Source organism: Streptomyces sp. NBC_01506 (assembly GCF_045040295.1).
Lineage (GTDB): Bacteria > Actinomycetota > Actinomycetes > Streptomycetales > Streptomycetaceae > Streptomyces.
On record NZ_CP109422.1, the window covers coordinates 1,934,558 to 1,947,586 of the forward strand.

Below are 13,029 nucleotides of genomic sequence, written 5' to 3' on the forward strand. Positions count from 1 at the left end.
ATGGACATGGACATGGGACGCGTCGACGGCCCCGGCGGGCCACGGGTGAGACGCGCGGACGTGTCGGACGGGGCCGCGCTGGCCGAGATCGATTCCGTGGCGGCGGCGGGCGATCACGTACGACGTGACAGCATCCGGCGCTGGTGCGAACACGGCCTGGTCCTGCTGGCAGAGGACGACACGGGACCGCTGGGCTACAGCGTGCTGGAGTACACCTTCTTCGAGCAGGGCTTTCTCACCCTGCTGATGGTCGCGCCCGGCGCCCGCCGGCGAGGCGTGGGCGCCCGGCTTCTCGCGGCCGTCGAGTCGACGCGCACCACCCCGAAGCTGTTCACCTCGACCAATGTCTCCAACCACCCCATGCGGCGATTGCTCGGCCACGCCAACTGGCGCCCGGCCGGAATTCTCCATGGTCTTGACGAAGGAGACCCCGAACTCTTCTTCCTCTGCCCACGCGCTCAGTCGGTCAACGACAAGCCGTTGATGAGCACTTCGGCCACATTCTCGGCGTAGAGGCGCACACGCGTCTCGTCCGTCGACGCCAGCTCCGGGTTCATTCGCGAGGCGAGTCCTTGCTGGCCGTAGGGTGCGGTTCCCCCCGAGGTGACCAGGAAGTAGAAGACCTCGGCCGGGATGTTCTTGATTCTGCCCTGTTCGCGCAGCAGATCGAAGACAGGTAGGAAGCGCGACCGGACCGGTTCGATGTAGTGCTCGTAGAGATAGTCCAGCCGATCGGACGGGACCGAGCCCTCCATCATGACAAGGCGTGCCAGATAAGGCCGCGTGGCCGAGTACTCGATGAAATTCAGGGTCAGTACTCTCAGCCGGATCATGGGGTCGGCCAATTCGTCGTCCGCGGCCTCCAGATGGTCCAGGAGCGGGCGAAAGGCCCAGTCGACCGCGGCGTGCCACAGTTTCTCCTTCGAACCGAAACGCTGGTAAAGGAGATTGCGGCTGACGCCCAGTTCGTCATTGACCGTCCGGAGCGAAACCCCGTTGTAGCCGTGCACCGAGAAAGCCTCGATCGCTGCGGCCATGACCTGGTCGGTCGGAGCGAGTTGGGCATCCTTGGGCGGACGTCCTCGTGGGCGGACGGGGCGTGAGGGGGTATCGGGCACGGAACCAGCCTAGCGGTGACCGCTCTCCTCGGTTCGGCACCGAGGAGAGCGGAGCTGAATTACGGAACGGGCCTGCTTTTCGTTCAGCGCGTGAGCTTGTCCACCGGAGTGAACTTCGCTTCGCCGCCCTCCAGGTTCGAGCTGAGGAACGCGTGACGGTCGCGCCGGTTCACCTGGTCGATCCATCCGGCCACTCCGGGCACGTTGCGGCGAAGGGTCTCGCGCGCGAGATTTCCGGGGACTCGGGCGAGCGGCGAGAAACGCCACAGGCCGGGATCGGGCAGGCCCGTACCGCCGTAACTCTCGGCGCCGAGATAGAAACGCGCATGGCCGAGTTGGGCCTTGTACCGGAGTTCGCCCGCAAGGCGGGGCCTGCGGCGGCCGGTGCGGTGCATCGCAAGGCGGAGGATCGGCGTTGTGGATGGCCCGGCCGTACTTGGCCGACTGAAGACAACGCAGGGGGCACCTCCCGTGCCCCCCTCGGGGGCTACGGGGGAGAGGTGCCGTCCAGGCGTCGCAGGCCAGGCGGGACTTTGCGGACACGCCCCAGGGGCGCCGGCCCACTCCTCGTCCAGGGGTATCCCCCGGTTCCGGAACGCCCTGGCCAGGGCTCCGCTGTCCACGGCGGGCGCGAAGTTCAGGAGGGTGAACCTGCCGCGGAACAGGTCGAGTACGGAGCGTCCGTCGGCGAGGGTGAAGTGCGGGGCGCGGTGTCCGGGCCGGGCCGTGGGGACGTACGCCTCCGGGTCGGCCGGCGGGTCGGGGGTACCGTCGGGGACGATCAGCGGTGACGAGTCGTAGCGCACGTCGAGCTGGACGCCGAGGGAGCGCCACTCGGTCCGCCGGGTGGCGGTGATCCGCTCACCGGCCAGGACCCGGGCCTCGCTCTCCGCCGGGTCGTCAAGTGCCGGATCGGGCCGGATCGCTTTGTCCGCGCGGTAGTTGTGCCAGGCGCGGCGGACCAGGCGCTCGGCGTGCGGGCGGCGCTCGGCGGTGTAGGTGTCGAGCAGGGTGTCCGGGGACCGGCCCCGCAGGACGGCCTCCAGCTTCCAGCCGAGGTTGGCGACATCCCCGAGGCCGGTGTTCATCCCGTGCCCTCCCGAGGGCCACATCCGGTGGGCGGCGTCGCCCGCCAGCAGGACATGACCGGCCCGGAAGGACTCGGCCACCACCGCGTCGCCGGTCCACTCCCGTGTGTCCAGGATCTCGACCTCGTCGGCCGCGCCGTCGAGCGCGCCGGCGACCGTGGCGCGCACGTCGGCGGGGGCGGGGCTCTCGCCATCGGCCAGTGGGTAGGTGACGCGCCACAGATCGCCGCCGTCGAGCGAACCGAGGATCATACGGCGGGGGTTGAGCAGGTAGTACTGCACCGCCGGGGCGTGCGGGACGTTTCGGCGCAGGCCGGGGAGGCGTACGTACGCGCCCTGCCACCGGGCCCGTACATCGGCGGAGTCGCGCAGCGAGCCGATGCCCAGGGCCTTGCGGATCGGGGACCCGGCGCCGTCGCAGGCCACCAGGTAGCGGGCCCGTACGCTCCGCTTGCCGTACGTCTCGGACGCCAGCCGCAGCGCGACACCGTCGTCGGCGCCGCCCGCGAGCCGACCGTCCTCGGACCGACCGCCCGCGAGCCGACCGTCCTCGGACCGGCCGTCCACGCTCTCGCTGTCCTCGAAACCCTCGCAGGTCCACCCGTGGCGCAGCTCCACCGTGGGCTCGGCCGCGGCGCGCTCGCGCAGCGTGGGGTCGAACCAGAACCGTCGATGCCGATACGGAACGAAGGTGGTCAGCATGTCCACGCACCAGGAAGCAGAGGAGCACGCCGTGCGATGGTCGCCGCAGGCCGCACTCGCCTATATGGACCGGCAGGAGATCGCCGCCCAACTCCTGTCCATGCCGCTGGCGTTCGCGGGCTCGGACGACGCCCCCGGACTTCGGGACACGGCTGTCGCGGCTCATCAACGACGGCCACGCCGAGCTGATCGCCGCGTACCCCCGCCGCTTCGGCGCCTTCGCCACGCTCCCGGCCGACGGCCCCGACGAGGCGCTTTGCGGAACTGGCGTACGCGCTGGACGAGTTGCGGCTCGACGGAGCGGTGCTGACCGCGAACGTCCTGGGGCGCTACTTCGGCGATCCGTCCCTGGAGCCCGTCCTGGCCGAGCTGGCACGGCGCGGCACCCCGGTCTTCGTGCACCCGGTGGACTGCCCGCACATCGACGCCCTGGGCTTCGGCTGGCCCAGCTCGGTCGTCGAGTTCCCCTTCGACACCGCGCGCACCATCACCAACGCCCTCTACACCGGCGTCTTCCTGCGCCATCCGGGGCTGCGGCTGATCCTGGCGCACTGCGGAGGTGCGCTGCCCACACTGGGCCGGCGGATCGGCGAACACACCGTCATGGGACGCGGACCGGACGACGCCGACATCGACCCGGCCCATGTCGCGGAGGTACTGCGCGGGCTCTATTACGACACGGCGCTCGCCGGGAGCCGTAACTCACTGCTGCCGACCCTCGAGGTGACCACCTCGGACCACATCCTCTTCGGCACCGACTGGCCGGCCGCCCCGGAACCCACCGCCGTGCGCAACATCGACAACCTCATGGCCTTCGACGGCTTCACGAAGGACGAACTGCGCGGCGTGGAGCGCGACAACGCGCTCGCCCTCTTCCCCCGGCTGGCGTGACGACGGGCGCGTACGCGCGGAACGGGCTGAGGCAACGAAGCCCCAGCCCGTTCGGACGCTTGCCGTCAGTCGCCTCTCAGCGGACGCGGACGCCGAGTGCCACGATCTGGGTGACCGCGTCGTCGGCGAAGTTGTCGTCGCTGACCAGGATCAGGGTCCGTTCGCCGTTCGGCAGGATCGGCCCCCAGGTCATGCCCTCGGTGTTGTCGACCGTGGACAGGCCCAAGTCGTGGAAGTCCGCGACCAGTTTCTTGCGCATCGGTACGACGCGCTGACCGACCAGGGAGTCCATGCCCCCCACCTCGGTGGCGCCACGGGTGGTGGCGTCGTAGACGCGGATCTTGTAGCCCGAGCCGGCCACCCACGTACGCTCCAGGACGAGGTAGCGGCTGGGGTCGTCGGGGAACGCGAGGATCGAGGGCACGCCGGTGTCCGGGGGCCACGGGCTGGACGGGTCGGACGCGGCGAAGATCTTCTCCAGGGGGTAGGCGACCTGTCCCAGTACCGCTCCCTCCCGGCTCTGCCGTGTGACGCGGACGAGCGCGCCGTGCTCCAGGGTGGGCTCCGGGCCGTCCTGGAGCAGCGGGCCTTCGACGGCGCTGGTCAGTACGCGGTCCTTGTCGCCGAAGGTGATCGCTTCGATCGACTTGTTCCGCCGGGGGCCCAGATCGCCCGTCGTGATCTCGTAGTTGGCCGGCAGCGGCAGTTGGCCTCGGTAGGCGCCGGAGCGGTTGGCGAACTGGATCGACGGCTGGATCACCGGCTCACTCGCCGACCTCGGCCGGTCGCCCTCCTGCGCCCACCAGTACCGGCGACAGCTCCGCGGGTCGACCCGCACCTCCTCCGGGTCCACCGCCTTGCCGTCGCCGGCGCTCACCGGTGGGTAGACGGAGCCGTCCGGCTGCCGGAAGGGGTGGGTGCCGGTGAAGTCGACGGAGTGGACCCCGGCGCCGTCCACGTCGATCCTGGCGGTGTAGAAGCGGGCGGGCTGGAGCACGGAGCGGTCGTCGCTGATCATGACGTACTCGCCGGTGCACGGATTCCGGTCGATGCCGGACAGCCCGCCGACTGTCGTGTCCTGGAAGGCGAGTTTGTACGGAACGATCTTCTCGCCCAACAACCGGGCCTTCGCCCCGATGGCGGCTGCCTTGACGGCGGTGCCGGACCTCGGGGTGGTGTCGCTCGACTGGGCCGCGACCGCGGGCGCGACCGTCGCCGCCAGCACGAGGGCCGCGACGGACGCGCGACGGATCAAGGAAAGTTTCATGAAACGATCTTGACCCGTACACGCACCGAGCGCAGTCACCCATACGCGTGACGTGATTACGCAGCAGAGTGACGAAGCCCCCTCCAGTCCCGTGCCCCACCGCCGAGTTGACCGGCCGGCGCCCGCGTCCGTCAGACGGTCAGTCGGTCAGCCCGTCAGACCTTGTCCGCCGCGATCAGCAGGTACTGGAAGCTGCCGTCGTTGTAGGCGTCCAGGAAAGCCTTCTCGATTCCGGTGGCCAGGGGGGACTCGGCGCGCAGTTCCCAGTAGGGGATCGTGGCCGCCGTCAGGTCGACCACGCTGACGGGGACGAGGCGGTTGGCGGCCATTTCCTTGAAGTACTTGCTGCGGGGATGAATGCTGCAGATGTAATGGGCGTTGATTTCGCTGACCGCCCGGGACGGCAGGCCGTAGGCGTCGTTGTAGCAGCCGGTGATGGTGACGTAGCGACCGCCGTGCTTGAGGAGCCTGGCGTATTCGGGGAACAGCAGGGCCAAGTCCACATACATGGTGCTTTCGTTGTTCCAGATGGCCTGGAAACTGTCGCTCTCGAATCCGGTGTGCAGCATGTTCTTCAAGTGGAAGCGGACCTTGTCCGCGACGCCGTGTTCCTTGGCCCGGCCGTTGGCGAAGGCGACCTGGGTCTCGGAGATCGAGACGCCGTCGACCTGACAGCCGAAGCGGCTGTGGGCGACGAAACTGCTGCCGCCGCGGCCCGAACCGGAGTCCATGACGCGGTCCGCCGGGGTGAGGTCGCCGAGGTGGCTCATCAGCAGGTCGCTCTGTGCGCATTCCAGGCGGTGAAGCTCGGCCGTAAGGCGCTCCTGCCGGGTCTCCTCGGGGCCTTCGAGGGCGGACCGGTTCACCTCGCCGATGCCGTAGTGATGGTGGTAGATGCCGTCGACCTCGCCGAGACGGAGGTTGACGGGGTTCTTCTCCTGATTCCAGTAGTTCGCGACGGACTTCTGGTAGAGGCTGCGCAGGGGGTGGTGGGTGGTGGTGTTCTGAACGGTCATGGACTTCTCCTTCGGTACGGGTTTCTTTACCGCGCGGTCTGATACCGGGGGCTGGTCGCGTGCCACTGTTTGCTGCCGCCCATCCACGCCCACAGACCGGCCAGATAGCGGCGCAGTTGAGGGGAGCCGGCCGCTGCCAGAACGGCGCAGTCGGCCTCGACGGTGTGCATGAGCTCGTCGTGGACGGCCGCCGTGCGGTCGACGGCCTCTTGCAGCGAGCAGTTGTCCTCGGTGGCGATGAGGTTGGGCAGGTTGGTGTCTCCGGGATCTTCCTTCGCCATCGAATAGACGTCGTTGAGCAGGACGTTGGCCATGCCCGCGTAGAGGTAGGTGCGGCGCACCGTGGGATCGGCGAACTCGTGGGCCGGCAGTTCGTAACCGCCGACCGGGTCGATCAGCACCATGCAGGGGTAGAAGGCGTTCTCGTAGCGGTGCAGCAGGTACTCCCACACCGCGGGCCTGCGTTCGCTGCCGCGCCATTCGGCTTCCTGTCCGTATCCCACGAACATGACGGCGAGTTCATGGCGCAGGCGTGCCATCTGGGTGGTGCTGGCGATCTGGGACAGATGGGCGAGGCTGGACCGGAAGGCGCGCAGGACGGGCTGTTGGGCCACGACCTGTTCGAACTGTGCGAGGTAGCGGGTGGGGAGGCGGACGGGGTCGACCACCGCGTGGGCCATCGCGAGGCGTGAGCCGAGGAGTTCCGGTTCGGTGTCGTCTCCTTCGTCCACCCAGTGGTCGTCCACGGACCATTCCGCGAGCCCGCAGCGGGCCGCGGCCATCAGTCGGTCGGGGTCGTCGCAGTCGGGATGCGCGAGCATGAACAGTTGCCCGAACTGGTGTGAGCGCAGGCGCTCGAGGCGTCCGGTGAAGATGCCGATCTCCTCGGCCCAGTCGACCAGGCGGTTGTTGACCTCCTCGCCGAGGGCGGGGTCGTCACGTACGGCGTCGGGGCAGTACAGGGACGGGATCCGCACCGCCGTGTCCGCGGCTGAGCCTGTGTCCGTGGCCGATCCTGTGTCCGTGCCCGTACGCCGCGCTGCCGAGTGGTCCCTTTCCCCGGACGGGGCCCCGGAGTGGAAGGCGCGGGCGGCGGCCGTGCCCAGTCCGGCGGGGCCGGCCAGCAGGCGTTCGAGCGCGGCGTACGGGGGTGGAGCCGGTGCGGCGGCCGGTGCGGAGGTGGGGAGGAGGGGTGGGCGGGCGGGCGGTGGCCCGTTCCAGGTGGGCAAGGGGCTGTCGGCCCCGCCGGTTCGGGACATGCGTGAAGTGCCTTTCGGGTGGGGGGGGAGATGGCGGGGCCCTGGGCGGACGGGCCGCGCGGTCAGTGCCGGCGGCCGACTTCGACGTTCTCCAGGATGCCGAGAGCGTCCGGAACCAGGACCGCGGCGCCGTAGTAGGCGCTGACGAGGTAGGAGATGATCGCCTGCTCGTCGATGCCCATGAACCGCACCGACAGACTCGGCTGGATCTCGTCCTGGATCCCCGACTGCCGCAGCCCGATCACACCCTGGTCGTCCTCCCCCGTACGCATGCACATGATCGAGGTCGTACGGGCCTGGCTGACGGGGATCTTCCCGCAGGGATAGATCGGCACGCCGCGCCAGGACGGGACGCGGTGGCCGTCGACGTCCACCGGCTCCATGATCAGGCCGCGTCTGTTGCACTCGCGGCCGAACGCGGCGATGGCACGGGGGTGGGCGAGGAAGAACTTGTTGCCGCGCCGCCGCGACAGCAGCTCGTCCATGTCGTCGGGAGTGGGCGGTCCCTCGTGGGGCTGGAGGCGCTGGGCGTAGTCGCAGTTGCTGAGCAGCCCGAACTCCTTGTTGTTGACCAGCTCGTACTCCTGGCGCTCGCGCAACGCCTCCAGGGTGAGGCGCAGTTGTTGCTCGGTCTGGTTCATCGGGTCGTTGTAGAGGTCGGCCACTCGGCTGTGGACCTTCAGGACCGTCTGCGCGATGGAGAGCCCGTACTCGCGGGGCCTGGGCTCGTAGTCCACGAAGGTGTGCGGGACTTGCGCCTCACCCACGTGGCCGGCCGAGAGGTCGATCGCGGCCTCGCCGTACTTGTTGGTGCGCTGCCCCGGCAGCGCCGCGCCCGCGCGCAGATGGCGTCCCAGGGACTCGTCGCGCGCGGCGAGGTTGTCGACCGCCTCGCGGGAGAGCACCAGCAGCGTGCAGGCGGTGGTCGCGCGGAACGTGGACTCCCAGGACGAGTCCGTCTCGGTCAGGGACCCGTCGCCGAAGCAGGCGCCGTCGGCCAGGACGTCCAGGCCGGTCTCCTCGCCGTACGGCCCGGTGCCGATCTTGTCGACGCGGCCGTGCGCGAGCAGGAAGACGCGGTCCTTCGCGTCGCCCGCCCGCGCCAGCACCGTGCCCGGCGGGCAGTCGACCTGCTCACAGCGGGCCGCCAGCTCGCCCAGCACCGCCTCGTCGCCGTACTCCCTGAGCGCCGGCAGCTCCCGCAACGCGCCGGGGACGACCGAGACCCGCGCACCGGTCTGCACGAACGTCACGCGCCCGTCGCCCACGGCATAGCTCAACCGCCGGTTGACCCGGTACGTACCACCGCGCACATCCACCCACGGCAGCATCCTCAGCAGCCACCGCGAGGACGTTTCCTGCATCTGCGGAACGGACTTGGCGATCGTCGCCAGATTCCGCGCGGCGGCCGTCGCCAGACTCTGCTGCCCGGATGCCTGTGCCCGTACGGCTTCCCGTTCGGCCTCAACGGTCATATGTGGTCCTCAACCCTCCTGTAGGTACGCCGAATTACCCTCCCTCCTGGCGACTTCCCCTGTCATCACACGAAAGGACGTGAATGCCCTTACGCGGGCGGGGTACGTGGCCAGCAGTGACGGTTCTTCGTTCAGATGTCCGCATGGAATCCGAACCGGTCGCTACCAGGTCACCGGGAGGCGGGCCGGGCTGCGGGAGGTGGTGCCCAGGCGCCAGACGACGTTCTCGGGGGGTTCCGCGAGGCGCAGGCGGGGGAAGCGGGCCGCCAAGTGGTGGAGGGCCAGGGTCAGTTCGAGCCGGGCCAGCCACGCGCCCAGGCAGTAGTGCGGTCCGGCGCCGAACGACAGGGTGGCGGCCTCCAGCGGTGCGAACAGGTCGGCGTCCTGGCGGGTCCGGAAGACCGCCGGGTCGCGGTTGGCCATGCCGCAGTCGGCGACGATCACCGCGCCGGACGGGATCACCACGCCACCCACCTCGACGTCCCGCGAGGCGCGCCGGATGCTTCCCCGGTCGTCGCCCAGCGGAACCAGGTGGAACAGCCGGTCGGCGAGCGCGCCCGCCGCCGCCTCCGAGGACGCGACGCGCGCCCAGCACTCCGGTCGGTCGCCCAGCAGGTAGAGCAGCGAATTGCCGAGCATCGTCATGGTGCTGTCATGGCCGCCGACCACCAACCCGCAGACCAGGCTGACCAGTTGGGGCTCGGGAATACCGCCCTCGTCGTCGGCGGCGGTGACCAGACTGCTGACCAGGTCGTCCCCGGGCGCGCGGCGGCGCGCCGCCAGCAGCTCGGCGCCGAACGCGGAGAACTCCGCCAGGGCCGTCTCCACTTCGGCGGCGGAGCCGGTGCCGTCCGAGAAGGCGTGTTTGCTCCAGTGCCGCATCCGCTCGCGCGCGGACGCGTCGAGTCCCATGAGTCTGCTGATCACGGCCACCGGCAGCGGGCGGGTGAACTCGGCGACGATGTCCACCGTCCCCCGGCGGCGGGCCAGCCCGTCCAGCAGCTCCGTCACGATCGACACGATCCAGGGCTCCCACCGGGCCACGGCTCTCGGGGTGAACGCCCGGCGCATGGTGCGGCGCAGCCGCAGATGGCCGGGGCCGTCCTGGTTGAACATCAGGTCGGGGTCGTTGACCAGCCCCGGCGTCTCCGACATGGGCGGTCCGTCGGCCGCGTACAGCTCGGCGCGGCCGATCCAACTGTCGCTGAGGACCTGGCGTACGTCGGCGTACCGGCTCACCAGCCAGGCGGGAGAGCCGTCGGGCAGGGTGGTGGGGCACGGCGGGCCGGGGACGTCGAACTCCATGCGGTGGAGCGGGGCCGGCGGTGGCTCGGGGACTGCGCTGTCGGCGCGGGCGGCGGACACGATTCCTCCTGGCTGTTCCTTCGGGGCGGTGCTACGTGCGGCAGCGGAGTACGGGGCGCGGCCCTCACAGCTCGACCAGCACCTTGCCGAGGTTGGCCGCGCGGTCGTGGTAGAGGCTCCCGTACGCGGCCGGGATGTTGTCGAAGCCGTGATGCAGCGTGTGGTCGCAGACGACCTCGCCGCGCCGGACCCGGCCGCCCAACTCGGTATGGAGCGCCTGCCAGTTCTCCTCGGTGAACCACTCCAGGGAGAAGATCCCGCGGACGGTGGTGCGCGGGAACATGAGGTACGGCAGGAGCCGGGGCCCCACCGCGTCACGCCCCACCTGGGTCGCCCACTGCCAGCACACCGCGACCTGGCTGCCGACGTTGAGCATGGCGAAGACCGCGTCCGTCACGGCGCCGCCCAGATTGTCGAAGTAGCGGTCGACACCGCCGGGGGCGGCCCGCGCCAGCGCGTCGCGGACGCTCGAGGCGCTGTCGCCGTGCCGGTAGAGGACGACCGCGTCGAAGCCCAGCCGGCGCAGATAGTCCGCCTTGCGCGGGCTCGATGTCGTGCCGACCACGCGGGCTCCGGCGAGCGAGGCGAGCTGGCCGACCAGTGTCCCCACCGCGCCGGAGGCGCCGCTGATCACGAGGGTGTCCCCCGGTCCCGCCGTGAGGAAGGTGGTGAGCGTGCCCCAGGCCGTCATACCGGGGCCGCCCATGGAGCTGAGCGCGGACGCCAGGGGCAGCGCGTCGTCGTACCACCGTGGATCGAGTCTGCGGTAGGCCGGGAACACCATCGGGAAGGTCCCCGTCTGCCACAGCGTCTGGGCGCCGTTGGCGACGACATGGGACCGCCAGCCGCCGAAACCCTGTACCAGGTCGCCCGGTTGGTGGGCGGCGCGCGGGCCGGCGTCCAGCACCCGCATGATCGAGTCGGCGCCCATGTGGTCGCCGAGCGGGGTGTCCAGCGCGATGCCCTGGAGGTAGGGGTCGACTGACACGTACAGCGTCTTCAGCAGCATCTCGTCGGGTGCGAGGTCGACCTGTAGGTCCTCGACCACCTTCTCGTAGACCCGTTCGACGTCGGGAGTGCCCTCGACGTGCTCGCGGACCACCCACTTCTTGATCTTCACTTCGGCCCTTTCTCCGGGGCGGCGGGGCGCGCGCCGACCGGGATGACGAGATGGGTCGGCGGCGGCGCGGACTCGTCGACGGACGCGGTGAACGCTCTGCCGTCGTCCCGGCAGACGAACTGCATGACATGGCGGCCGGCCGCGGCGGCGCGGATCAGCCCGCCGGTGGTCGCCCAGACGCCGGACTGGTAGAAGTTCGCCAGCCCCGGCAGCCCGGGACCGTGCTTCTTGATCAGCTCCTCCAGCGTCTCCCCGCTCTCCACGAACGGCTGCCACCCCAGCACCGTGCCGTCGTAGTTGCCGGTGTAGCGGACCTGGGTGAGCGGGCTGGAGACGTCGCGCACCGCGATGGCGTCCTCGATACCGGGGTAGCGCTCCTCCAGGAAGCGCACGAGGGCGATACGCGCCCGGCGTTTGGCCGCGTAGTAGCCGCGCCCGTGGCGCACCGGAAGGGTGTGCAGCTCCTGGCCGCCGCGGGCGCGGGTGATCTGCTCGGGGCCTTCGTCCAGCGCCCGCCAGGGCGCGATGTCGCAGAAGTACGTGGCGTAGACGACGGTCGTCCCGCGCGGGGACAGCTCCGGGTAGTGGCAACTGCGGAACTGGACGTTGATGCTCTGGTGGCGGATGCCGGTCAACTCCGCCGCCTGCTCGTCGTCCAGCAGATAGGTCGTGCACGGCTCGCCCTCGGGGAACGGCCGTTTCAGCCCGAGGAAGAGGGTGAAGTAGCCGGGGAACACCATGCCCGGCTCCTCGATGGTGCGGGTGTAGAGGCGCCGGTAGGCGTCGTTGAGGTAGCGGCCGCCGAGGAGTTTCATCATGGTGGTGGGTCCGTCGCAGGCCGACACGACGATGTCCGCCCGCAGTTCACGCCCGTCGCTGAGCCGTACGCCGACCGCCCGGTCGTTCTCGACCAGCACCTCGTCGACCTTGGTGTTGTACGTGACCCGGCCGCCGAGCCGGCGGTAGCGGCTCTCGATCGACTCCGCGAGACCGAGCGAGCCGCCCTCGGGCACTCCGGCGGAGAGGTTGGCGTGCGAGGCGAGCTGGAAGTGCGTCGGCAGCACGGGGAACGCCGGGTGCTTCTCGTACAGGACGAAGTTGAACGCCTCGCGCAGCAACGGGTCTTCGAACCGCGCCGCGTAGTCGGACATGAGCACCGAGATGGTGCTGCGGACGGCGTTGAAGTACGGGACGAAGGACGCCAGCATGCGCCAGCGCTCCGCCCGTCCCATCAGCCCGACCGGTTTGAGGAACGGATAGACGGCCAACGCCTTGCGAAAGGCGCGCAGTTGGCGGCAGAACCCCTTGATCCGCTTCGCGTCGGCGGGCGAGAGTTCGGTGAGGTGGGCCTCGAGCCGGTCCGGGTCGGAGTAGAAGTAGACGGCCCGGCCGTCCCGTCCCCGCACGATGTTGAACACGTCGAAGTGGCGGACCTCCTTGCCCTGGAGCGCGCCCAGCTCCAGCCAGATCTGGTGCATCTCGTTGCCGGGGCCGCTGCCGAGCATCCAACTGACGCACGCGTCCAGGGTGAAGTCCCCGCGTTTCCAGGCGGTGCAGCAGCCGCCGGGGATCTCGTGCATCTCCAGCACCTGGGTGCGGTAGCCGTTCATCTGCGCGTAGCAGCCGGTGGAGAGACCACCGAGCCCCGCACCGATGATGATCATGGTTTCCCTGCCGCGCGCCGAGCCCGCGGGATCAGCCGGACGTGCCATGAACTCGCTCTCCTCT

12 protein-coding genes are annotated in these 13,029 nt (G+C 69.9%); 3 read left to right on the forward strand and 9 right to left on the reverse strand.

Annotation, left to right across the window (positions count from 1 at the left end; translation table 11 throughout):
• Nucleotides 1–513, forward strand: a complete 513-nt coding sequence (locus tag OG329_RS08135; protein ID WP_405793716.1) for a GNAT family N-acetyltransferase — start codon at nucleotides 1–3, stop codon at nucleotides 511–513.
• Here OG329_RS08135 and OG329_RS08140 read toward each other — a convergent pair.
• Together OG329_RS08140 and OG329_RS08145 are read right to left on the reverse strand one after the other, a co-directional pair.
• Nucleotides 459–1,037 carry a TetR/AcrR family transcriptional regulator gene (locus tag OG329_RS08140; RefSeq protein WP_405793718.1) on the reverse strand — a complete coding sequence of 193 codons (579 nt, stop codon included), beginning with the start codon at nucleotides 1,035–1,037 and terminating at the stop codon, nucleotides 459–461. The two genes, OG329_RS08135 and OG329_RS08140, sit on opposite strands and share 55 nt — an antisense overlap.
• 164 nt (nucleotides 1,038–1,201) lie before the next feature.
• Nucleotides 1,202–2,908 carry an FAD-dependent monooxygenase gene (locus OG329_RS08145; protein ID WP_405793720.1) on the reverse strand — a complete coding sequence of 569 codons (1,707 nt, stop codon included), beginning with the start codon at nucleotides 2,906–2,908 and terminating at the stop codon, nucleotides 1,202–1,204.
• On the opposite strand from OG329_RS08145, the gene OG329_RS08150 reads away from it, so the two are divergent.
• Nucleotides 2,907–3,218, forward strand: coding sequence for a hypothetical protein (locus tag OG329_RS08150; protein ID WP_405793721.1), 312 nt, complete (start codon nucleotides 2,907–2,909; stop codon nucleotides 3,216–3,218). The genes OG329_RS08145 and OG329_RS08150 overlap by 2 nt on opposite strands.
• Nucleotides 3,194–3,799 carry an amidohydrolase family protein gene (locus OG329_RS08155; RefSeq protein WP_405793723.1) on the forward strand — a complete coding sequence of 202 codons (606 nt, stop codon included), beginning with the start codon at nucleotides 3,194–3,196 and terminating at the stop codon, nucleotides 3,797–3,799. The genes OG329_RS08150 and OG329_RS08155 overlap by 25 nt, the downstream gene beginning before the upstream one ends.
• Before the next feature lie 76 nt (nucleotides 3,800–3,875).
• On the opposite strand, the gene OG329_RS08160 is transcribed toward OG329_RS08155, so the two are convergent.
• From OG329_RS08160 to OG329_RS08190, 7 genes are all read right to left on the reverse strand, one after another.
• Complete coding sequence (locus OG329_RS08160; RefSeq protein WP_405793725.1) at nucleotides 3,876–5,066, reverse strand: esterase-like activity of phytase family protein; 1,191 nt, start codon at nucleotides 5,064–5,066, stop codon at nucleotides 3,876–3,878.
• Between the two features lie 155 nt (nucleotides 5,067–5,221).
• Nucleotides 5,222–6,082 (reverse strand): geranyl diphosphate 2-C-methyltransferase, encoded by an 861-nt coding sequence (locus tag OG329_RS08165; protein ID WP_405793726.1) that lies wholly within the window; start codon nucleotides 6,080–6,082, stop codon nucleotides 5,222–5,224.
• Nucleotides 6,083–6,108: 26 nt separating this feature from the next.
• Nucleotides 6,109–7,341, reverse strand: a complete 1,233-nt coding sequence (locus OG329_RS08170; RefSeq protein ID WP_405793728.1) for a family 2 encapsulin nanocompartment cargo protein terpene cyclase — start codon at nucleotides 7,339–7,341, stop codon at nucleotides 6,109–6,111.
• Between the two features lie 62 nt (nucleotides 7,342–7,403).
• Nucleotides 7,404–8,816 (reverse strand): family 2B encapsulin nanocompartment shell protein, encoded by a 1,413-nt coding sequence (locus tag OG329_RS08175; RefSeq protein WP_405793730.1) that lies wholly within the window; start codon nucleotides 8,814–8,816, stop codon nucleotides 7,404–7,406.
• A gap of 162 nt (nucleotides 8,817–8,978) precedes the next feature.
• Nucleotides 8,979–10,121 (reverse strand): cytochrome P450, encoded by a 1,143-nt coding sequence (locus tag OG329_RS08180; RefSeq protein ID WP_405801703.1) that lies wholly within the window; start codon nucleotides 10,119–10,121, stop codon nucleotides 8,979–8,981.
• A 124-nt stretch (nucleotides 10,122–10,245) separates the two neighbouring features.
• Nucleotides 10,246–11,301 (reverse strand): MDR family NADP-dependent oxidoreductase, encoded by a 1,056-nt coding sequence (locus tag OG329_RS08185; protein WP_405793732.1) that lies wholly within the window; start codon nucleotides 11,299–11,301, stop codon nucleotides 10,246–10,248.
• Nucleotides 11,298–12,965: a phytoene desaturase family protein gene (locus tag OG329_RS08190; protein ID WP_405801705.1), complete on the reverse strand. Its 1,668-nt coding sequence runs from the start codon at nucleotides 12,963–12,965 to the stop codon at nucleotides 11,298–11,300. The genes OG329_RS08185 and OG329_RS08190 overlap by 4 nt, the downstream gene beginning before the upstream one ends.
• Between the last annotated feature and the right edge of the window lie 64 nt (nucleotides 12,966–13,029).